Annotated in this window: 12 protein-coding genes and 2 pseudogenes; 10 read left to right on the top strand and 4 right to left on the bottom strand. The window is 69.6% G+C overall.

Annotation, left to right across the window (positions count from 1 at the left end; all coding sequences use genetic code 11):
• Window positions 1-138: 138 nt before the first annotated feature.
• On the bottom strand, window positions 139-1,170 hold the full coding sequence (locus tag ACZ4SV_RS31595) for a LacI family DNA-binding transcriptional regulator (protein WP_468008801.1): 1,032 nt from the start codon (window positions 1,168-1,170) through the stop codon (window positions 139-141).
• A gap of 1,113 nt (window positions 1,171-2,283) precedes the next feature.
• On the opposite strand from ACZ4SV_RS31595, the gene ACZ4SV_RS31590 reads away from it, so the two are divergent.
• The 3 genes from ACZ4SV_RS31590 to ACZ4SV_RS31580 all read left to right on the top strand — a co-directional run bounded on the left by ACZ4SV_RS31590 (window position 2,284) and on the right by ACZ4SV_RS31580 (window position 5,670).
• A complete protein-coding gene (locus ACZ4SV_RS31590) occupies window positions 2,284-4,683 on the top strand; it encodes an RICIN domain-containing protein (protein ID WP_468008425.1) in 2,400 nt (799 codons plus the stop codon).
• A 427-nt stretch (window positions 4,684-5,110) separates the two neighbouring features.
• Window positions 5,111-5,428 (top strand): hypothetical protein, encoded by a 318-nt coding sequence (locus ACZ4SV_RS31585; protein ID WP_468008422.1) that lies wholly within the window; start codon window positions 5,111-5,113, stop codon window positions 5,426-5,428.
• Window positions 5,314-5,670: an RICIN domain-containing protein gene (locus ACZ4SV_RS31580; protein WP_468008797.1), complete on the top strand. Its 357-nt coding sequence runs from the start codon at window positions 5,314-5,316 to the stop codon at window positions 5,668-5,670. Before ACZ4SV_RS31585 ends, ACZ4SV_RS31580 begins: the two co-directional genes overlap by 115 nt.
• A 317-nt stretch (window positions 5,671-5,987) precedes the next feature.
• Here ACZ4SV_RS31580 and ACZ4SV_RS31575 read toward each other — a convergent pair whose 3' ends face one another.
• Window positions 5,988-8,348 (bottom strand): AbfB domain-containing protein, encoded by a 2,361-nt coding sequence (locus ACZ4SV_RS31575; protein ID WP_468008418.1) that lies wholly within the window; start codon window positions 8,346-8,348, stop codon window positions 5,988-5,990.
• Window positions 8,349-9,200: 852 nt separating this feature from the next.
• On the opposite strand from ACZ4SV_RS31575, the gene ACZ4SV_RS31570 reads away from it, so the two are divergent.
• From ACZ4SV_RS31570 to ACZ4SV_RS31540, 7 genes and pseudogenes are all read left to right on the top strand, one after another.
• Entirely contained in the window at window positions 9,201-10,652 is a 1,452-nt protein-coding gene (locus tag ACZ4SV_RS31570) for a glycoside hydrolase family 76 protein (protein WP_468008415.1), read from the top strand.
• A 1,091-nt stretch (window positions 10,653-11,743) separates the two neighbouring features.
• A complete protein-coding gene (locus ACZ4SV_RS31565) occupies window positions 11,744-12,877 on the top strand; it encodes a ricin-type beta-trefoil lectin domain protein (RefSeq protein ID WP_468008411.1) in 1,134 nt (377 codons plus the stop codon).
• Between the two features lie 337 nt (window positions 12,878-13,214).
• A complete protein-coding gene (locus ACZ4SV_RS31560) occupies window positions 13,215-15,572 on the top strand; it encodes a GH92 family glycosyl hydrolase (protein WP_468008794.1) in 2,358 nt (785 codons plus the stop codon).
• Between the two features lie 326 nt (window positions 15,573-15,898).
• Window positions 15,899-16,771 carry a LysR family transcriptional regulator gene (locus ACZ4SV_RS31555; RefSeq protein ID WP_468008790.1) on the top strand — a complete coding sequence of 291 codons (873 nt, stop codon included), beginning with the start codon at window positions 15,899-15,901 and terminating at the stop codon, window positions 16,769-16,771.
• A 111-nt stretch (window positions 16,772-16,882) separates the two neighbouring features.
• A pseudogene (locus tag ACZ4SV_RS31550) lies at window positions 16,883-17,035 on the top strand (IS5/IS1182 family transposase); the annotation flags it as partial.
• 522 nt (window positions 17,036-17,557) lie between these two features.
• On the top strand, window positions 17,558-19,735 hold the full coding sequence (locus ACZ4SV_RS31545) for a discoidin domain-containing protein (RefSeq protein WP_468008407.1): 2,178 nt from the start codon (window positions 17,558-17,560) through the stop codon (window positions 19,733-19,735).
• Between the two features lie 123 nt (window positions 19,736-19,858).
• Entirely contained in the window at window positions 19,859-20,941 is a 1,083-nt protein-coding gene (locus ACZ4SV_RS31540; protein WP_468008403.1) for a DUF1996 domain-containing protein, read from the top strand.
• Between the two features lie 511 nt (window positions 20,942-21,452).
• On the opposite strand, the gene ACZ4SV_RS31535 is transcribed toward ACZ4SV_RS31540, so the two are convergent.
• Window positions 21,453-22,817, bottom strand: a complete 1,365-nt coding sequence (locus tag ACZ4SV_RS31535; protein WP_468008399.1) for a GH1 family beta-glucosidase — start codon at window positions 22,815-22,817, stop codon at window positions 21,453-21,455.
• Between the two features lie 31 nt (window positions 22,818-22,848).
• A pseudogene (locus ACZ4SV_RS31530) lies at window positions 22,849-22,980 on the bottom strand (carbohydrate ABC transporter permease); the annotation flags it as partial.

Genomic DNA, 22,980 nt, shown 5'->3' with positions numbered 1-22,980 from the left:
CCGCAACGCGTCACTTCCGAGCAATTCCGCCGGCAGGGCCCCACGGGCAGCGTTTCACCCGGCGAGGCGCGCCACGCACCTCCTGAGTAACACCGAGACTCCGTTGAAGGCGGGACGTGCGGACCTCGGTCTTGCAGGTCAGCCGCTCGCGCCCTCGTTTGCCGTGCGCCGCCCCAAGGTGCTCTCCCGTTCGACCAGACGGTAGTCCGCCCACACGCGCCGGGGTTCCGGAGCTTCACCGCCGAGCCGGGCCAGTACCGACTCCACCGCGAGCCGACCGATGGCCCCCTTGTCCGGGGAGACGGACGTGAGGGTCACTGCACCGAAACGCCCTTCGACGACATCGTCGAATCCGACCACTGCGATGTCCTCCGGCACCCGGAGTCCTCGCTCGTGCAGAACCCTCATCGCACCGAGGGCCATCGGGTCGTTGTAGGCGAACACCGCGTCGGGGCGCCTGCCGGCGTCGAGGATGCGGGCCATGGCCGCCGCGCCGTCCGCGTGTCCCCAGCCGTCGGTGGCGGCGACCAGCCCGTCATCGACGGGCAGCCCGGCGGCGGCCAGTTCCTCCCGCCACCCGCGCACGCGGAGTTGCGCAGGTTCACTGCGACCGCGTCGGGCTCCGATGAACGCCACCTCCCGGCGCCCGAGCCCGACCAGATGCCGGACGGCGGCCCGGGCGGCGGCGACGTTGTCGATGGCGATGTGGTCGTAAGGAAGGCCGTAGTCCCGCTCGCCGAGCAGCACCAGCGGTACGCCCCCCTCGCGATCACGCAGATCCTCGGTCTCCAGCTCGATGGGGCTGAGGATCAGCCCGTCGATGACCCGCGCCCGGAAGCCATGACTGACCAGGATCTCCTGCTCGCGCCGTCCACCGGTGTGGTCCAGCAACACGATGAAGTCGTGCTTGGCCGCCGCGTCGATGACGGCGGCGGCGAGTTCCGCGAAATAGGGGTTGCCGAGCTCGGGCAGGGCAAGCGCGATCATTCCCGTGCGTCCCGCGCGCAGATGCCGGGCGGTCAGGTTCGGCCGGTAGCCGAGCTCGTCGATGGAGCGCTGCACGCGCTCGCGCATGGCCGGGGTGACGTGCCGGTAGTTGTTCACCACGTTGGAGACGGTCTTGATGGAGACTCCCGCATGCGCGGCGACGTCCTTGAGGCTGACCCGCACGTCATTCCTTTCCAGAACGACCCGACGCGGGTGATCGGAGCCGGCCCGGTGAAGCACCGTGAGCCGTACGCCGAGCCCCGTGTACGACAATTTTACAACGTTATACATCCGTCCCAGTCATGCTGGCAAGGCGACAAGGCGGTGGACGAGCGCTCCCGTATCCGGTCCGTTGCCGTGTAACGCCCGTTCGAGACGTTCCGGTCAGGGGGAAAGTGTGCTGCACGAGCCCGTCGCCGTCTATGGATGTGTGACGCGCCATGCCTACGGCCCTCCGCGGTCACAGTGGCATCACGTCCGCAGGCTCCTGCCTGTTCAGGGTTTCGACCATTGCGAAAGCATCATTCTCCTTGCAATTGCCCTGCCTTGGGTGAGTCCCTAACGAAGTGCGCCTTGCGCTGTCGCTCATGCATGTGCTCATGCCAGTGCGGGGCGTCCTTCTTGGACCTGCGGTGCGGTGGTGTGACCACCCGGCCGCTGGTTCGCGCACTCAGGCCTCGGTAGCCGGGATCGGCGAGTGCGGAGCGGTCCACACCGAACCATGGGTACCCACCTGCGCGCCCCGACCTGTCGCGCATCCGCCCCCGATCCAGCGCGGGGTACCGGCACAGGAGGTGGGTGAACGTGCCGCTCCGGGACGATCCGACGCTTGTCGTCGCGCAACGGGGGGCGGTCGTCTCCTTTTCGGATGCGGGCAGCCCACCCATCGGATCCGGTCTCAACCGGCGCGCCGATACCGGCCCTTCGCGCGCCGACTTCGGACGACTGCGCCGCCGGGCCGCAGAGCAGGGGTACTGCTTCCCCAGCCCTGCGTGCCGGGCAGTCACCGAGGGAAGGGAGCTGCTCGTAGGGGCGACGACGGGCAACAGGTCCGTGTGATCTGGGCGAGTCGCACCCCTGGACGGCTGGCTCGCAGTGTGCTGTCATCCTCATGAGCCTCGCCACTTCCAACGATGTACAAGCCGTACGGCAGCCCCGTGAACGGCCTGGCCGTCCGACCGATGCGTTTCTGCATCGCATCAGCCGCGTCGTTCGTCTGCCGCCCCCGGGCCCCTTGTCCTGAGGAGCGGCCTGGCGGCAGCACCCACGCACCCGAGCCCACATCTGGAGCCTCGTATGTCCGTCAGCAGACGCGCACTCCTCGGCACCGGCGCCCTGGTCCTCGGCACGGCAGCACTGGGGGGTCCGCTCGCCCTCTCAGCGGCGGCCGCTGCACCGGGACCGGCCGGCACACTCGCACCCGAAGCGTTCCGCAAACTGCCCGTCGGCAGCGTCACCGCACGCGGATGGCTCGCCGGTCAGCTCAGACTCCAGCTCGAGGGGCTGTGCGGCCGGTACGAGAACCTCTCCCACTTCCTCGACTTCTCGGCCACCGGCTGGGTGCACCCGGACCGCAGCGCCTGGGAGGAAGTGCCCTACTGGCTGCGCGGCTACGTGCCGCTGGCCATCGCCACCGGGGACCGGCACGCGCTGACCCGCTCGGCCGCATGGATCGACGCCATCCTGGCCACCCAGCAGAGCGACGGCTTCTTCGGGCCGCGCGCGCTGCGCACCTCCCTCGACGGCGGCCCGGACTTCTGGCCTTTCCTGCCCCTGCTCCAGGCGCTGCGCACGTATGAGGACTACACCCGGGACGAACGGATCGTCCCGTTGCTCATCCGGTTCCTGCGCTTCATGAACGTCCAGGGGCCCGGGGCCTTCGACACCGGCTGGGTCTCCTACCGCTGGGGCGACGGCCTCGACGTGGCCCTGTGGCTCCACCGCCGCACCGGCGAGCCTTTCCTGCTCGACCTGGCCTCCAAGATGCACACCCTGGGCGCCGACTGGACGGGCCCCACGCCCTCCCGGCACAACGTCAACATCGCCCAGGGATTCCGCGAACCCGCCCAGTACGCGCAGGTAACGGGCGACGCGGAACTGACCCGGGCCACGTACCGGGCCTATGACAGGGTCATGGACGTCTACGGGCAGTTCCCGGGCGGCGGTATGGCCGGCGACGAGAACTTCCGGCCCGGCTTCACCGACCCCCGGCAGGGCTTCGAGACCTGCGGGATCGTCGAGTTCATGGCCAGTCACGAACTGCTCACCAGAATCACCGGCGATCCCGTCTGGGCGGACCGCTGTGAGGACCTGGCGTTCAACATGCTGCCCGCCGCCCTCGACCCGCAGGGCAAGGCGATCCACTACATCACCGGCGCCAACAGTATCGACCTCGGCAACAGACCCAAAACACAAGGGCAGTTCCAGAACGGCTTCGCCATGCAGGCCTTCCAGCCCGGTGTCGACCAGTACCGCTGCTGCCCGCACAACTACGGCATGGGCTGGCCGTACTTCACCGAGGAACTGTGGCTGGCCACACCGGACGGCGGACTGGCCGCGGCGATGTACGCCCCGAGTCAGGTCCGCGCGCAGGTGGCCGGGAACACCACGGTGACCGTCACCGAGGAAACCGGCTACCCTTTCACCGAGACCGTCGACCTGACCGTGTCCACCCCGCACCCGGTCCGCTTCCCACTGCGACTGCGTATACCCGGCTGGTGCGACGGACCGGAAGTCCGCGTCAACGGCCGGCCCGTGACCGCGCCGGACGGCCCCACGTGGGCCACTGTGGAGCGGACCTGGCACAACGGCGACAAGGTGACCCTGCGCCTCCCCCAGCAGACCACGCTGCGTCACTGGCCCGGCCGGCACGGCGCTGTCAGCGTCCAGCACGGCCCTCTCACCTACTCCCTGAAGGTCGGTGAACGGTACGAGCGGTACGCGGGTGATGACACCTTCCCCGAGTACGAGGTGCACGCGACCTCTGCGTGGAACTACGGCCTCACTCCGTCACCCCGACCGGCACTCACACGGACCGACGGGCCCGTCCCCGACAACCCGTTCACCCACGAGACGGTCCCAGTCCGTATGACCGCCGACGCCCGGCGCATCGAGCAGTGGATCGCAGACGACGAGGGCGTGGTAGCGCCCCTGCAGCCCGGCCCGGCGCGCAGCGACGCCCCCGTGGAAACCGTCACCCTCATCCCCATGGGCGCGGCAAGGCTGCGCATCACCGCCTTCCCCACGGCCTCGCCCGACGGCCGCCCCTGGACACCCGAACCGCCCTTCCGGCGGATCCAGAACAAGCACAGCGGCAAGGTGCTCGCCGTCGACGGTATGTCCCTGGAGAACAGCGCGCGTATCGTGCAGTTCGACAACTCCGGCACCGCCGACCACGCCTGGCAGCTCGTGGACCAGGGCGAGGGCTGGTACCTCATCCGCAATGGCAACAGCGGCAAGGTCCTCGGCGTCGACAACATGTCGACCGCCGACAGCGCGCAAGTCGTCCAGTACGAGGACAACGACACCGCCGACCACCTGTGGACTCTGGTGAACGACGGGGACGGCTGGTTCCGCATCCGCAACAAGCACAGCGGCAAGGTGCTCGGCGTCGACGGCATGTCGACGGCCAACAGCGCCCGAGTCGTCCAGTTCGGTGACAGTGGCACCGCCGACCATCTGTGGAGGTTCCTGTGAGCCGTACGGGGTGCCTCCCGGCCGGGGTGACGGGCCACCTGGCGGTCCGCAGGGCCGCCGTGCCGGGCCGGAGGGCCGGCCGGAGATCCGGTGATCCGTCCTGGCCGGACGGGTGCCTGCGCAGATGACACTCGGACTGGGGCACCGCAGGCCGATGTCCATTGGCCCTGTCGGCCGCGTTCATGCGTAAGCCGGTGGGCACTCAAGTGCGCGACAGCCCTCGCATCCGGTCGGTGCGCGGTGTGTCGCGGTGACACATGCGTGTCAGCGAAGAGGCTGCCGGGGAATCACCGGCAGTTGTACGTATCCGAGGTGTCCGGGTCCGGTGTGGATGGTGTTGGTCGCGCCGGTGTGGTAGCTCGGGTCGTACGCGTCGTCCGCAGAGCCACCAGGCCGCGTTCCAGTTGCGGATCAGCAACACCGGCGCGTGCTCGATCGCCGCAACTCCAGCGGCGGAATACTGTCTACGCTCGCCTCGGGAACCCGTGCGTCGCTGGGCTTGAACACCTGGCACACCCTCGGGCTCGGGTTCTCCGGCGACCAGATAACGGCCATCGTCGACGGGTCCGCCCTCGCCACCGTCAGCGATAGCTCGTTCACCACCGGCCAGGCCGGCTTCGGCGTCGTCGGATACCAGACCAACCTGTTCGACAACCTGAGCGTCACAACGGCACGGTCCCCGCGCTGTGGGACTGCAATAACGGAAGCAATCAGAGCTGGACGTCGATCAAGTCCAACGAGCTGAGCGTCTTCGACACCAAGTGCTTGAACGTGGTGGGCGGCAGCACCGCGGACGGCGCTGCCATAGAGATCCGCGACTGCGACGGCAGCACTTCCCAGCAGTGGCGTGTCAGGTCCGACGGGACGATCGTCGGTGTCGGCTCGGGCAAATGCCTCGATGTGACCGGTCACGGCACCGACAACAGCACACCGCTGGTGATCTGGCCCTGCAACGGCGCCGCCGACCAGCAGTGGCGCCGGACCTGACCGATTCCACCGCCCGCCCCCGTCCTGAGCGGGCCGGGAACCCACAAGGAGCCGCATCCGCACGTCGATGACCATGCTCATGAACCGACGCCTGGCGGCCCAACGTCCACAGCGTCCCGCTCCGGCGCGGGCAGCATGCAGCCGCCCCGTTTCCGCTCGACGAGCCGGCCCCGTTCCCCAGCCGTTTCAACCGGGCCCCCGCCCCCGCGTCGCGGGAGGCGGGGGCCCGGTCCCAGCCCAGTACCACCGGTGTCCGGTCATGGGCGCGCTACGGTGCCTCCCACCTTGCAGCCCATCCGGCACGGGTGGCCGGGCCGTCAGGGAGCCCAGGGGGCTTCGAGGGCCCAGGTGGTGTCCTCCGCGAACAGCGCAGGGCTGTCCCAGGCGTGGGTACCGCCCGGGGTGGCCAGCCACAGCTCGGCGTTGTAGTGGCGCAGATACTGCTCGGGGAAGTTGTACGCCGACAGGCGCACGCCGCCGGCTCCCGGGACGGGACAGAAGGTGGCGTCGGCCTTGAACAGATCGCCGCTTCCTGACTCCTTATAGACGCGGAATGCCCGATGGCGCAGGTACTCGCCGGCATAGTTGCGCGACTCGAAGGAGTAGCAGGAGGCGTTCGCGAGGCCGGGGACGATCTTCCAGGTGGCGTCGTTCTTCAGCAGCGTGCCGCTGGCGTCGCCGACGACCTCCGTGTAGGCCGCGCCGTCCTTGTGCCGGAGGTAGCGGTCGGTGTACCCCGGCGTCGTCACGCGCAGGGACTTGTACTGTCCGGCGGGCAGGGTGAGAGAGGCCGTCGCGCCGCGCGAGGCGTCGATGAGGGCGCGATTGGCGGCCCTGACCCGGGCCTCGTCGACCTTGACGACCTGACGGTCGTAGGTGAGCAGACCGTTGGCCTCGTTCTCGACGTCGGTGATCTCGGTGTAGACGGAGGCGGACAGCCCGCGCGGCATGCGCACCTCGCGGAGGGCGTCCAGCAGGCCCACGAGCCGGTTGTCCAGGTGCGCGGTGTCCTGCTGGTCCTCATAGCTGAACCCGCCGCCGGGGTACCACTCGTGGCCGGCGGCCTTGAAGCCGAGGCCGCCGTACTCGCCGAGGACGGCGGCGCGGGTGGCGCTGGGCGCGGTGGTGCCGGGGCCGACGTAGACGTGGTGGTCGACCACGTCGCCGTTGCCGCCGTCGACGGAACCGCAGCAGTTGACTCCGCTCATGTTGTCGACCAGCCGGGACGGGTCGTAGGCCTTGACGTGATCGGCGATGCGCGTCTGGTCGTACTGGCCCCAGCCCTCGTTCTCGTCCACCCACATCACCAGGGACGGCGAACTGCGGTGCTCGTCGATGATGCGGTCGTACTCGGCCTCCCACTGGGTGCGGGCGCCGGCGTCGGGCGTGCGCAGGTCCATGGCGGGCATGTCCTGCCAGACCAGCAGACCGAGCCTGTCGGCCCAGTAGAACCAGCGCTGCGGCTCGACCTTGATGTGTTTGCGGACCATGTTGAAGCCGAGGTCCTTGTGCTTTTGCAGGTCGTACCGGAGCGCGGCGTCGGTGGGTGCGGTGTAGATGCCGTCCGGCCAGTAGCCCTGGTCCAGGGTGCCGCTCTGGAAAACGAAGCGGCCGTTGAGGACCGGACGCAGGACGCCGTCGACCCTGGCGAGGCCGATGGAGCGCATGCCGGTGTAGCTGCCCACGGAGTCGACGGTCGTCCCGCCGGAGAGCAGGTCGGTCTTCACGTCGTAGAGGAACGGGTCCTCCGGGGTCCACAGGTGCGGGGTGGGGACGGGCACGGTGAACTCGGTGCCGAGCGGGCCGGTGGCGGTGCCCACCGTGACGCCCCCGGTGGAGACGGTGACGCGTGCCTGGTGGCCGCTGGTGCCGGCACCGAGGACGGTGACCTTCAGTCGATTGTTCGCCAGGTCGGGAACCATGTCCAGGCGGGTGACGTGCGCGGTGGCCGTGGGCTCCAGCCACACCGTCTGCCAGATGCCGGACGCGGCGGTGTAGAAGATGCCTCCCCCGGAGTGCGGGGTGACGTCGTTGATGCGCTGTTTGCCTACGGCCTGGCCGCCGGTCTGGGTCGGGTCCCAGACGGAGACGACGAGGGTGTTGGCGTTGCCGTTCAGCAGGTCGGTGATGTCGTAGGAGAACGCGTCGTAGCCGCCGCTGTGCACGGCCCCGGCCTGGCGGCCGTTGACCCAGACCGTCGTACGCCAGTCACTGGCGCCGAAGTTGAGCTGCACACGGCGTCCGTTCCAGCCGGAGGGAACGGTGAACGTGCGCTTGTACCAGAGCTTGTCGCTCTGCGTGATCTTCCGCTGGATGCCGGACAGAGCGGACTCCGCCACGAACGGCACACGGATCTGTTCGGTGAACGCCGCGGGCTGTCCGGCGTCGGCAGGGGTGACGGCGAAGTCCCAGATGCCGTTGAGGTTCAGCCAGTCCGGACGGGTGAGCTGGGGACGCGGGTACTCGGGAAGGGGTTTGTCGGTGGGAACCTGATTCGTCCAGGGCGTCGTCATGGGCGCGGGTTTGGGGGTCCACGCCTGGGCCGCGGCCGTCGCGGAGCCAGCCTCGGTCAGGAGCATGCCACCGAGGAGGGTCAGGGCGGCCAGGACCGCGGTGAACCAGCGTGCTCTTCGTCCGGCTCCGGTGATCGGGGCCTGACGTGTGGGCGATTGTCGCATCGTGGCTCCATGGCTCGTGGGATGGGTCGGGAGACGTGCGCATGCAACGAACGACCGGCGGGGTGGAGAGACCGCAGCCCGCCGCCGAGAAGCGGGAGGCAGGGCTGCCGCGTCCGATGCTCCTGCCGGCGAGGGGTGCCACCTGTGCCTCCGAGGAATGGGTGGGTTGGAGGGACAGCGGGGGGGCACGGCGACCGCCGGGTCCGTGGGACGACCGGCGCATCCTGCCTGCGTTTCCCCCGAGCCGACGCGGGCTGTGACGGTCGGCTCACCGTGACGGCGAGGGCCACGGCCACGGCTGGCGAGGGAACGGCGGCGGATGGCGCGCTGCATGGTGACCCCGATACGAGTGACCGCGGAGCAGGAGAAGTGACGAGCGGCGCAGACCGGTTTTACATCGTTGCAAGCAAACTGGCAACCCCCTGGACGGAGTTCGCCGGCCGGACAGGCAGCGCACGCTTGCCGGCTGCTGACGGAACCGGACACCCACCTCTCCATCCGCCCCGCTCCGTCGACAGCACAGGGCTGGTCGTCACCGGGACAGGTCAACGCTCACGTCGTATCCCCGCCGGGACAGGCACCGCTCCAGGCGAACAGGGCGAACCCAGCGCTCAGGCCGGACCACGGTCGATCCGGGCCGGCCGGATACACCTGGACGACTTCACGCCCGCCCGTCGTCCCATGTGGCGCACGGCGACCCGGACCGTGAGCGCCGAGCCTGCGGTCACCCGTGGGGGATGCGCGGGTCCACTGCATTGACGTGCTCATGCCTCGTAGTTACGTTGAGAGAGCGCTCTCTGCATTTGACAGAGCGTCAGCCCCGCGCGCGACCACACCGCTTGGAGCCCCGCTATGAAGGCAGTGAAATCCTCGTCAACCACCTTTAACACCATCTTGACAACGTTGTCGGTCCTTCTCTGTGGTGGACTGTCGACCGTCCCCGCCGCCGCGGCGCCGACAGCCGTGTGCAACAAGTACTGCGATGCGCGGGACCCGTCGCTGAGCCCTCAGGACCGGGTCCCCGCCACCGCGACGGTCTCCTCACGATCGATCGCGCTGCACTTCGACGACGCCGACGCCATGGGATGGGCGTCCATCGACAACGGCGCACCAGGCGACCGGGTCTGGCTGGACCGGTCCATGGACGGCGGCCGTACCTGGGACTCGGGAAGCCGTCTCGGCGACACCGCGGTGCCCTCCGGCGGGCGGGGTTGGCGTACGCAGATGTACAACGTCGACGACTGGGGCAGCCAGGGCGTCGGGGCTCTCCGGGCCTGCGGGCAGCCGGCCGGAGGCGCCATCGCGTGCACGCCCTGGGCGCGCACGACCTGGAACGCGGGGAGCAGGAGCACCGCTGCGGCCACCGCTCTCATGATGTCGTACGACCGGGACAGCAAGCTCTTCGGCGGCAACGGCTGGTGGACCGGGGCCAACGCGCTGACCGCGATCATCGACAACATCCGCATCAGCGGCATGGGGAGCTACGCCTACGCCGTCGCCGACACGTACGAGAGGAACATCAATGCCCAGGGCGGGCAGTTCCGCAACGAGTACCTCGACGATACCGGCTGGTGGGGTCTGGCCTGGGTCGCCGCCTACGACCTCACCGGGAACCGCCGTTACCTCGACACCGCTCGGGCCGACGCGGACCACATGTACGCCAACTGGAACAGCACATGCGGTGGCGGCGTCCGATGGAGCACGAACGGCAACTACAAGAACGCCATCACCAACGAGCTCTACCTCCAGTTGACTTCGGCCCTGCACAACCGGATTCCGGGTGACACCCTCTACCTGGACCGGGCAGTGAGCGAGTGGAACTGGTTCCGGAACAGCGGCATGATCAACGGTGATCACATGATCAACGACGGCCTCGGCGACGGCTGCGCCAACAACGGCCAGACAGCCTGGACCTACAACCAGGGTGTCATCCTCGGCGCCTTGACCGAACTCCATCGAGCCACCGGTGACGCCGGCCTTCTGACGACGGCCCGCGGCCTGGCCGACGCATCCAGCGTCCGGCTACAGACGGACGGCGTTCTGCGCGAACCCGGCGAGGGCGACGGCTGCACCGGAGACGGTCCGAGCTTCAAAGGCGCCTACGTGCGCGGTCTCGGCGCTCTCAACCGCCGGCTGTCGGACCATCCGTACGCCGCAGCCCTCACCCGGTGGGCGAACAGCGCCTACGACCGCAACCGCAACCTGCTCGACCAGTACGGTCCGCACTGGAGCGGCGGCAGCGGAACCACCGGCTACGGCTGCCAGCAGAGCGTCCTCGACCTGCTGAACGCCGCCTCGGGCTGAAGAGCCGGGTCCCGCCATGGGCCAAGGCAGTGAACCGTCGGCGATCACCCTCGGTTCTCCCGCTCGGATCGCGGATGGCGCGTTCGAAGAGCGCGACCGAACGGACGGATCGCCCGGAAACGTATTCGAAAGGGCCTCAGCGCAGGTCCGCACGGACTCTCCTGCTCCGTGCAATGCCCACCGTGGTGCGCCGACACGGCCTCGAAGCAACTGTCCGAACCGGCGTGTCGGGTCGGGCCGGATGGTGCGACCCGCCGACGGGTGAGGTGCCCCGAGTGGCCGTCCCGTCACCCCTCGGACGGGCCCGTGCCGGGTTCGTGCCGGGTGACCTGCCCTACGTGCCGGCGGACGGCGGTGTGCGAGCCGAGTGGGTCCGGGGCGCGGCCGTAGTGGCTCCGCAGCCGGTGGCGCGAGAAGTCGTCGAGGACACCGTGGTGCAGGGTGCGGGATGCGGGGTGCGAGATGCGACAGCATCGGACGCAGACGTCCGGGCTCGCGGCAGTTCCGGGCTGGTCTCCGCGTTCTGCCCGGATGCGGTCGAACCCGGCCTCGATCCGTGGCGTGGCGCCGCCTGCGGCCCGCCGCCCTCGTTCCAGTCGTGGCACAGGTCCTCCGCGTAGTCCAGTTCGGCCGTGACCTTGCCGGCTTCGACCGTCCCGCCCGTCAATCCTGTACCGCAGGCGGCCCCTCGCGGCAGAGGCACGTACCTTGGCCGGCCGGCTGCCCGCGCCGGCCTCCACCCGCGTGCAGTCGCGTCTGGAAGCCGCGCATCTCGGCGTCCCGCATCGGCCGGGACCACGCAAGTACGCTTCGAAATAAGGCAGTTGACGGTCGGTGGTGGGGTTCCGGATCATGTACGGACCATTGACGCCTCGTGGCACGCTGGCTAGCGTCAGAAGGAAGCGCGCTCCGACTGACCCCGCGTCACCGGGCCCCTGCCTCCGCCCACGCAGTTCCATGGCGCGGCAGCCACACGCCTCCCCCGGTCCAGCCCTCCGGCTCGCGCAGTGGAGGCCGCCGACAACGATGTCACCGGTCGAACACCGGCCCGTACACCCGCTCCGCTGTCCCCCAGCAGTGAGGAACCGAACATGAAGAGGCGCAGAGCTGCCCTGGTCGCGTCAGTGGCGGCCGCGCTCGGCATGGGCACAGCCCTGCCGGTCACGGCTGCCACCCCGTCCGCCCCCACGCACACCCCGCGGCCCGTCTCAGCCGCCGCACCCGTCCCCCTTCGCCTGATGCCGCTGGGCGACTCGATCACCTGGGGCGTCGGAAGCCCGTCCGGCAACAGCTACCGGGGCTTCCTGTGGAACAAGCTGGCCGCTCAGGGACACGCGCTGGACTTCGTAGGATCCGGCCGCAACGGCCCCATGGCCGACCCGGACAACGAGGGCCACTCCGGCTGGCGCATCGACCAGATCGCCTCCATCGCCGACTCCGTACTGGCCCAGTACCGCCCCAATGTGATCACGCTGGAGATCGGCACCAACGACCTGAACGGCAACTACCAGGTTCCGACCGCGCCCGACCGGATGAGCGCGCTGATCGACCAGATCCTGCGGGACGCCCCCGACGCGGCCCTGCTGGTCGGTACGGTGATCGTCTCCACCAGCCAGACCGAGGAGCCCAACCGGCCGACGTTCAACCAGAAGTTGGCCCAGATCGTCCAGTCCAAGGCCGCCGCGGGCAAACACGTGCGGCTCGTCGACATGGGCGCACTGACCGTCGCCGATCTCTCCGACGCGCTCCACCCGAACGACAACGGCTTCAGCAAGATGGCCGATGCCTTCTACGCGGGCGTGCAGGCCGCCGACACGGCCGGCTGGATCGCGTCGGGCGGCTCCGTGCGCTCCGGGATCGACGGCAAATGCCTGGACATCAAAGGTGGCAGCTCCGCCAATGGGACGGCCGCCCAGATATGGACCTGTAACGGAACCGACGCACAGGTCTGGTCGGCGCGTTCGGACGGCACCCTGCGGGCGCTCGGCAGGTGCCTGGATGCCGCGGGACAGGGGACGGCCAACGGCACCAAACTCCAGATCTGGGACTGCAACGGCGGCGCCAACCAGGTCTGGCAGGCGTACGGCGGCGGATACCGCAACCCCGTCTCCGGCCGCTGCCTGGACGACCCGGCGTCCTCCCCGGCGGACGGCACCCAGGTGGTGCTCTGGGACTGCACCGGCGGCCCGAACCAGCGGTGGACCACTCTTCCCATCACCGCCTGACTCCGTAGCGGTACACCACGCGCGGCGCGGAAAACCACCGGCCTGGGGCGTGCAAGACGGACCGGCCGGACACGGGCCCCGGGCCTGGAGCGGTCAAGCCCCGGGCCGCACGGGCCGGCCAACCAGCAGCGGCGCCTGCCCTGACGCGCCTTCTCGGTGCCAGGGCAGGCGATTACCTTCCCCGGCACGCCGGCCCATCCGCACCACCGCCTCGCACCCCGGCGCAAGTCCCCGACTAACGTGCGGGCTTGCCTCCTTGTCCACGACTCCTTGACGGAACCTCGGCACGCACAAAGAATGACTCCCGGCCACTGACAACGTTGTCGAAAGGCTCATGATGAGACGATGCACCAGTCACCACCGACCTCGCCCCCTGGGCGCGTTGGTGGTGGCCGCTGTGTTGGGCACAGGACTCGCGGCGCCGACGGCACACGCCGCGGTCGACGCGTCGCAGCGCGAGCACCGGCTGGCCGATCTGGTCAACCCGTTCATCGGTACGGAAAACGAGGGAAACACGTATCCGGGCGCGGCTGTGCCGTTCGGTATGGTCCAGTTCTCCCCGGACACCGGGCACAACACCGGCTACGACTACGCACAGGACCACATACGCGGTTTCTCCATGGTCCACCTGTCCGGCGTCGGCTGTGGCCTGGGCGGCGACCTCCCGGTGCTCCCCACGACCGGGGACATCACCAGCACGGACAACGCCACCTACGCCGCGGGATACAGCCATGACGAGGAGGAGGGCTCGCCCGGCTACTACAGGGTCGGCCTGAGCAGCGGCGTCAGGGCCGAGCTGACCGCCACCGAGCGCACCGCCGTACAGCGCTACACGTTCCCGGCCACCGACAAGGCCAACGTGCTTCTCAACGCCGGACAATCACTGCACAAGACGCTGCACACCAAGGTCGAGATCCTCGACAACCGCACCGTGCGCACGGCCATCACCGGCAGCGGCTTCTGTCAGGACACCAAGCCCTACACGGTCTACACGATCACGCGGTTCGACCGGCCGTTCAAGGAGTCCGGCACCTGGAAGGGCGCCGACGTCACGGACGGTTCGAAGAACTCGCAGGCGAACGCCGAGCGCAACGGCGCCTTCGTACGCTTCGACACCACCGAGGACCGCACCGTCGAGGCGACCACCGCCCTGTCGTACGTCGACGCGGGAGGGGCGGCACTCAATCTGCGGGCCGAAGGCGGTCGTTCCTTCGACACGGTGCGCCGGGCCGCGCGGCAGGCTTGGGAGGGCCGGCTCGACGACATACGGGTCCAGGGCGGCAGCACGACCCTGCGGCGGACGTTCTACTCCTCGCTGTACCGTTCGCTGCTCGCACCGAACATCGGCAGCGACGTCGACGGGCGCTACACCGGCTGGGACCAACGGATCCACCGTGCGGAGGACTTCACCTACTACCAGAACTGGTCGCTGTGGGACACCTACCGGACCCAGACCCAACTGCTGTCCCTGCTGGCACCACACGAGGCTCGTGACATGGCGCTGTCCGTGATCCGCGTCGCCAAGGACAACGGCTGGCTGCCCAAGTGGGGCTACGGCACGGTCGAGACCAACATCATGACCGGTGACCCCGTCACTCCCTTCCTCACCAACGCCTACCAGCAGGGACTGCTGAAGGGCCACGAGGAGGAGGCCTACCAGGCACTGAAGCGGAACGCCGACGACGTCCCGCCCATCGCCTCCGCTTCCGTTGGCCGTGAGGCCGACAAGGAGTACATCGACGCCGGCTTCGTTCCCTACATCAAAGGCAGGCCGCACGCCAAACCCGGTGACTCCGACTACGACCACGGAGCCTCGGCCACCCTCGAGTACGCCCTGTCCGACGCCATGCTCGGCCAGATGGCAAGGGAACTGGGACACGGCGCGGACGCGCGGCGATACACCGAGCGGGCGCTCAACTACCGCGGGATATTCGACCGTTCGACCGGGTTCTTCCGCGCGCGCGACGCCTCGGGCGCCTTCACCGGACCGGCGGACCCGGCCCGCAGCGAGGGCTTCCACGAGGGAACCTCGTGGCAGTACCAGTGGCTGGTGCCCCAGGACCTGCCCGGCATCATAGATCTGATCGGAGGCAAGGACGCGGCCAATCAGCGGCTCGACTCCTTCTTCGCCTACGACAGGCTGCTGGCCGACCCCGCGCGGACCGCCCGCGACGTATGGGTCCACGGGCCGTACGACTACTACAACGCGGACAAGTACAACCCGCAGAACGAACCGGATCTGATAGCGCCGTATACCTATCTGTCGACGGGGCAGCCGTGGAAGACCACCGATGTGGTGCACGCCGCACTGACCCTGTTCACCGACGCGCCGACCGGTATGACCGGCAACGACGATCTGGGCACCATGTCGGCCTGGAACGTGCTGTCGTCCATCGGCCTCTTCCCTGTCCAGCCAGGCACCGACACATGGGGTCTGTCCACCCCGGTCTTCGCACGCGTGGACATCACGCTCGACCGCCGCTACTACCCGCAGGGCCGACTGACCGTACGGGCCTCGGGCACTTCGGACTCCCAGCGCTACATCCAGTCCGCCCGGGTGGACGGTGCCGCGTACGGCAGGACCTACCTGACCACCGAGGAACTCCGCCGGCTCCGAGACCTGTCCTTCCAGGTAGGCCCGACGCCCTCGTCCTGGGGCACCGGCGAGGACGCGGCACCTCCGGCTCTGACATGACTCCGGGGCTCCGTTCGTCTCGATCAGTCGGTCGTCGGTCCGGATGTACCGTTGGCTGACGCGCAGTGGGCGCGGGCCAAGCCGTTGCTCCCGGACCGGAAGTCGCAGCGGGGTGGCCGCCGGCGGGACTTCCGGGCGTAGCCGGGTACGAAGTCCGGGTGAGCTGCCGCGTACTGGTTCGGGACGGTCAGGACACGACCGAGCAACGGGTCCGGGGCGCAGCGGTGGACGGTGGCCGGTGACGGGTCGTTGCAGGCGCTGGGGAAGTGCCTGGACGCGGCCGGCGGCGGAAGCGCGGGCGGCATGACGATCCGGTTGTGGAATAGCTGCGGCACCTGCGCTATTTCGTCGCCGTCGCCGAGGAGCGGCACTTCGGCCGGGCCTCCGCCCTGCTGCACGTCACCCAGTCCACTCTCAGCGCCCAGATCCAGGCTCTGGAGCGGGAAGTGGGCGGACTTCTGTTCTCCCGTACCAGCCGACGCCTCGAGCTGACCGAGGCCGGTGAACTGTTGCTGCCCGAGGCCCGCAGAGCCCTGGCGCAGGCCGACCGGGCCCTGCTGGTGGCCCGGGAGTCGGTGCACGGCGAGACGGGGACGCTCCGGCTCGGGTTCTCCGGCGTCGCCGTCCTCCAGGGCGTCCTCTCCGACGACCTGCGCGACTTCCACCGGGCGCACCCACGGGTCGGCCTCGCCCTGACCGAGCTTCCGCCGGCTGCCCAGATCCAGGCCGTGCGCGACGGCGCGCTCGACCTCGGCTACTGCCCCGACCTGGGCCTCGACGGCACCGACGGCCTGCATGTCACGCACCGCGCACGCACTCCGCTGTCCGTCGCCCTGCGCACCGACCACGAACTGGCGTCCGCATCCGCAGTCACCACCTCCGCCCTGAGCACCCACAATCTCATCGTCTTCGCAGGAAGCGAGGAGGACGAGACCGTCCTCTCCCGGCTCTGGCCCGCCGCCGAGGAGGCGCGCTCCCGGGTCCACCTGGCCGGCAGCACCCTCGCCGCCCTCGCCCTCGCCCTGGCCGGCACCGGCGTGGCCCTCGTCCCCACCGCGACGGAGCGCATCACCCTGCCTGGCCTCACCTACCGGCCCCTGCACGGAGCGCCGCCGGGACCGGACCTGCTGGTCCTCAGCCGCCATGACGAGACCTCAGGAGTGGTCCGCGCCTACCTCGACGCCGTACCCGCGCCATGATCCTCCCGTCGTCAGGAACACGTCGTTCGTCTCCCGCTCCCCGATGATGACCCTGACCCCGCCGAGGCCGTAGGCCCGCACGGTCACGCCGTTGGTCAGTTGGTCGTTGAGCTGGTTACGGGGAGGGGGCGGTGGGGATGGATCGTGCCGGATGGCCTGTGGGAGATCGCCAGGCCGCTGTTGCCGCCAGCGCGGGTGCGTCCGCAGGGCGGTGGGATCGCGAACATCGATGACGAGGCGGTGTTCGCCGCGATCATCCATGTGCCGGCGAACTTGCAGGTCCGTCACCCTCTCATCCCCGCAACTACCTCGCCTTTCCCGGCCTGGCAGCCGACCTCTGTGGCTACAAGCGGTTCCTCGAACTGACCATGCAGGACACGGTCTCATGCCGCCGGTAGTGCGGATGGCGAGGCCGGTGCCCCACTTGGAGACGCCGAACAACGGGGCAAGTTGGCGCAGATCAAGGGACGAATCCGAACCGGTCGCTGGCGGTCAGGGCGCCCTCCGCTCATCACCCCTGGCAAGTAGCCATCTTAAGTGAAGGCTAAAGAAAAGCTGGTTCAACTTCTTGACCGGACCATGACCGCCAGGCATGGTTCCGGAGAGCGCTCTCCCGGACGCTCCGCCCCGACTTCGCCAGGAGACGACTCCGTGACCGCTCCGCACCCCGGACCGCGCCGCTCCGAGCGCGGTCCGGCATGCACTCCCCTCCGGGCCGGCCGAGCCGCCCCGCGCACCGGCCCGGAGGGGCCGCACCCGCACCGAACCGACCCGTCAGGAGCATCCGTGTCCAGACCGCCTTCCACGATCACCTCCGTCCCACGCCGCGCCGGCGTGTCCCTCCTCACGCTCGGCGCGCTCCTCGCGTCCTCGCTCACCGTCGCCCTCGCACCGAACGCGCACGCGGCCGACGCCCTGTTGTCCCAGGGCAAGACCGCGACCGCCTCCTCGCAGGAAGGAGCCGGTTACTCCGCCGCCGCCGCGGTGGACGGCGATCTGACCGGTACCCGGTGGGCCAGTCAGTGGAGTGACCAGCAGTGGCTCCAGGTCGACCTCGGCCGGACGGCGGACCTCAGCCGTGTCGTCCTCACCTGGGAGTCGGCCTACGGCAAGAGCTATGAGATCCAGGCATCCGACAACGGAACCGACTGGCACACCCTGAAGACCGTGACCGGCGGCGACGGCGGAACCGACGACCTCACCGTGTCCGGGACCGGACGCTACGTCCGCATGCAGGGCCTGGCCCGGTCCGGCGGATACGGCTACTCGCTGTGGGAATTCCAGGTCTACGGTTCCACCGGCGGCACCACCCCGCCGCCCCCGGGCGGTGCCGTCAGGGTCGAGGGCACCCAGGGCAACTGGCGACTGACCGCGGGCGGCCAACCGTACACCGTCAAGGGAGTCACCTGGGGCCCGGCGGTTTCCGACGGACCCAAGTACCTGCCGGACGTCAAGGCGATGGGTGCCAACACCATCCGCACCTGGGGCACCGACGCATCGAGCAAGACGCTCCTGGACGCGGCGGCGGCCAACGGGATCCGTGTCATCAACGGCTTCTGGCTCCAGCCGGGCGGCGGGCCGGGCGCGGGCGGCTGCGTCAATTACGTGACCGACACGACGTACAAGAGCAACTCGCTGACCGAGTTCGCCAAGTGGGTGGAGGCGTACAAGAGCCATCCGGCGACGCTGATGTGGAACGTCGGCAACGAATCGGTCCTCGGACTGCAGAACTGCTACAGCGGCAGCGAACTGGAGGCGCAGCGCAACGCGTACACCAGCTTCGTCAACGATGTCGCCAAGAAGATCCACAGCATCGACCCGGACCACCCGGTCACCTCCACCGACGCGTGGACCGGCGCCTGGCCGTACTACAAGCGCAACGCTCCTGATCTCGACCTGTACGCGATGAACTCCTACAACAACGTGTGCAAGGTCCGTCAGGACTGGAACGACGGGGGCTACACCAAGCCGTACATCATCACCGAGAGCGGTCCGGCCGGCGAGTGGGAGGTGCCCGACGATGCCAACGGCATCCCCGACGAGCCGACCGACGTGCAGAAGGCGGACGGCTACACCAACGCCTGGAACTGCGTGACCGGTCACCAGGGCGTGGCCCTGGGCGCCACTCTCTTCCACTACGGCACCGAGCACGACTTCGGCGGCGTCTGGTTCAACCTCGTGCCCGACGGGCTGAAGCGGCTGTCGTACTACGCCGTCAAGAAGGCGTACACCGGCTCGACGGCGGGTGACAACACGCCTCCGGTCATCAGCAACATGACCGTCTCCCCCGCCTCCTCGGCGCCGGCCGGCGGTGAGTTCACCGTGCACGCGGACGTCCGCGACCCCGACGGTGACCCCGTCACCTACAAGGTCTTCCTGAGCGGCAACTACGCGAGCGGGGACAAGCGGCTCGTCGAGGCGCAGTGGCGCTCGACCGGCAACGGGAACTTCGCCGTCACCGCGCCCCAGAAGCTGGGCGTGTGGAAGGTCTACGTCCAGGCAGAGGACGGCCACGGCAACGCCGGCATCGAGACCAAGTCCGTGAGGGTCGTTGCCCCGCCGGTGACCGGTACCAACCTGGCGCTGAACCGGCCCGCGACCGCCTCCTCCTTCCAGCAGTCCTACGGCGACTGCCCCTGCACTCCGGCACTGGCCGTCGACGGCCGCTCCGAGACCCGCTGGGCCAGCGACTGGAGCGACCCGCAGTGGTTCCAGGTGGACCTGGGCGCGCCCAAGGCCCTGCGCACGCTCCAGCTCGTCTGGGACCCGGCCTACGCCAAGTCCTACGAGGTGCAGGTCTCCGACGACGGCAGCAACTGGCGTTCGGTGTACTCCACGACCGCCGGCGACGGTGACGTCGACACCGTCGGCGTCTCGGCCACCGCCCGCTACGTGCGCCTGCAACTGACGGCGCGCGGCACGGGCTACGGCTACTCCCTGCACGAGCTGGGGATCTACAGCTAACGGCTGTGCCCCGGACGACGGTGGCGGAAGCCACGCGGGTTCCGCCACCACCGCACCGATCGCACCACCCGCGCGACGCACACCGCGCGGCCGCCCTTCCCACCCCACGGGCAGGAGACCCCCATGAGATCGAGCCCGAAACGGCTCCCCGCACCTCTCCTCGGCACCGCGATGCTCGCCGGCGTCCTCGGCGTGGGCACCATCGCCTCCGCCGCCACCGACACCGGCGGCACGGCACCCGCCGCCGTCGCCCACACCGGGCACACGATGGCCGTGTCCACCCAGGCGTCCGCCGACGACCCGGACGGCGACGGCTACATACCGGCCGTTCCCCAGGTCACCGGTGTCACGCCGTCCACGGCCACTCCGCCGTCACGCTACTTCCACGAGTTCCAGGCCAACTGCTCGGTCACGCACACCGCCCCCGACGACCCGATCGTCTACCCGGGCCAGCCCGGCAAGTCCCACGACCACACCTTCATGGGCAACACCTCGACGAACGCCAACAGCACCACGGCCTCGCTGTACGGCGGTGCCACCACCTGCAAGGCGCCCGGCGACGCCTCGGCGTACTGGATGCCCTCGCTGTTCAAGGGCGACCAGAAGATCCTCCCCGTCGGCCCGCAGACCATCTACTACAAGGCCGGCGTCACCGACTACACGAGCGTGCGGCCCTTCCCCAAGGGGCTGCGGTTCGTCGTGGGCAACCCGATGCAGAGCGCCGACGAGTTCCGCCACCACAAGGGCTTCGTCGAGGGCTGGGAGTGCGGTGACAGCTACTTCAACACCGACTTCCCCGCGACCTGCCCCAACCGGGCCGACGTCCAGCTCAACATCCGCTTCCAGGCCCCGAGTTGCTGGGACGGCAAGTACCTCGACACACCGGACCACCAGAGCCACATGGCCTATCCGGTCGTCAAGCCCGGCACGAACGACAACATGTGCCCCGCCGACCACCCGGTGGCGCTGCCGATGATCGAGTTCAAGATGGCGTTCCCGGTCAACGGCGACATGTCCCAGGTCCACCTGGCCAGCGGCCGCGGCTACTCCTTCCACTACGACTTCTTCAACGGCTGGGAGGAGCGCACGCTCAAGGCCATGGTCGACCACTGCATCGTGGGCGGCCTCCAGTGCGACGCCCGCGGGTATGACCAGACACACCCGGAGGCGGGTGCGGCCCTGAACCAGGACTACCGGCTGCCCTGACCGGTCCCTCCGTTCCCCTCGGCCCGGTTGGACTCGCGCACACCGCGTGAGACCGGCCGGGCCCTCGGCACATCAACCGGTCTCCTCCGCTGGCCCGCCGGGTGCACACGGGGAAGCCGGGAGGTCCCGACGGCGTCGCGGCCGGCCGCGTGCTGCCGCGCAACAGCGACGAGAGGCTGCTCACCCCGTTCGACGGGGTCCGCACCCGGCCGCGGGGCCGGGCCCAGGCGCTCCGCGGCCGAGTCGGGGTGCGCCAGGCAGACCCGGACCGCTCGCGTCCCGGCCCGGTCCGGACGGAGAACGGGAAGTCCGCGGTGACCCGCGCCGACGCGTCCACGCTCGCGAGGTCCCACGTGCTGTTCCCGGCTCCGACGAGGGTGCTGCCGTGCCGGCTCCCGGCCGGTGCGGCGGGCGCGGTGCCGTCGGCGCGATGGCCCGGGGCGTGGCACGGCAGCGGCCTCGTCCGCCGAATGTGCTCCGGGGGACGAGGCCGTAGTCGGGTAAGGGCGGATCAGCCGGCGGTCACGCCGGCCTGCCGGTGCGCCCGGACGATCTCGGCGTAGCGCCGCCCGCTCGTCTTGACGGTGCGCTTCTGGGTCGCGTAGTCGACGTGGACGAGGCCGAAGCGCTTGTCGTAGCCGTAGGCCCACTCGAAGTTGTCGAGCAGGGACCAGGCGTAGTATCCGGCGAGCGGGGCGCCTTTGCGGACGGCGCGGGCGCAGGCCGCCAGGTGCTCTTCCAGGTAGCGGGTGCGGCCGGGGTCATCGACGGTGCCGTCCGGGCCGACGGTGTCGGGGAACGCGGAGCCGTTCTCGGTGACGTAGAGGCGTCGGACCCCGTAGTCGTCGGTGAGCCGCATCAGCAGGCTCTCCAGGCCGTCGGCGTCGATCTGCCAGTCCATGCCGGTGCGCGGGACGTCGGGCAGCCGGACCTCGCGGGCGTGGGGGACCGGGCCGGCGGGGTCGTTCTCGACCGTGGCCGGGAAGTAGTAGTTGAGTCCGTGCCAGTCCAGCGGGGTGGCGATGGTCTCCAGGTCGCCCGACCGCTCGGGGAGTTCGACGCCGTAGAGTTCGCGCATGTCGGCGGGGAAGCCGCGGCCGTAGACCGGGTCGAGCCACCAGCGGTTGGTGTGGCCGTCCATCCGCGTGGCCGCCGCGAGGTCCTCCGGGCTCGTGGAGGCGGCGGCGACGGTGGAGTGGTTGGTGACCAGGCCGACCTGTGCGCCGGGGACGGCCGCCCGGATCGCCTGGGTGGCCAGGCCGTGGCCCAGCAGCAGGTGGTAGGAGGCGCGGACGGCGGTGGTCAAGTCGGTCAGGCCGGGCGCCATCCGGCCCTCCAGATGGCCGATCCAGGCCGAGCACAGCGGTTCGTTCAGCGTGGCCCACCGGGTGACGCGGTCGCCCAGGCGCTCGGCGACGGTGGAGGCGTAGCCGGCGAGGTGTTCGGCGGTGGCGCGTTCGTTCCAGCCGCCCCGGTCCTGGAGGGCCTGCGGGAGGTCCCAGTGGTAGACGGTGACGTTCGGGGTGATGCCGGCTTCCAGCAGGCCGTCGACCAGCCGGTCGTAGAAGGCGAGGCCCTTGGCGTTGACCGGGCCGTCACCGCCCGGCAGCACCCGGGGCCAGGCGATGGACAGCCGGTAGGAGTCCGCGCCCAGCTCCTTCATCAGGGACACGTCTTCGGGCCAGCGGTGGTAGTGGTCGCAGGCGGTGTCGCCGTGGTCGTCGTTGTCGATCTTCCCGGGGGTGTGCGAGAAGGTGTCCCAGATGGACGGTGAGCGGCCGTCCTCGGCCACGGCTCCCTCGATCTGGTAGGCCGATGTGGCGGTGCCCCAGACGAAGTCGCGGGGGAAGGCGGCGAGGTCTATCGAGTCGGACACGGAAAACCTTTCGAGGAGGCAGGGAGGGGTCTTACTTGACCGCGCCCGCGGTGAGCCCGGCGACGAGGTAGCGCTGGAGCAGCAGGAAGCCGGCCACCACGGGCACGCTGACGACCAGCGAGGCGGCCATGATCTGGTTCCAGTAGACGTCGTTGAGGGTGGA

The organism is Streptomyces sp. NPDC027672 (assembly GCF_055566335.1).
This window is presented reverse-complemented; position numbering and strand designations above follow the sequence as displayed.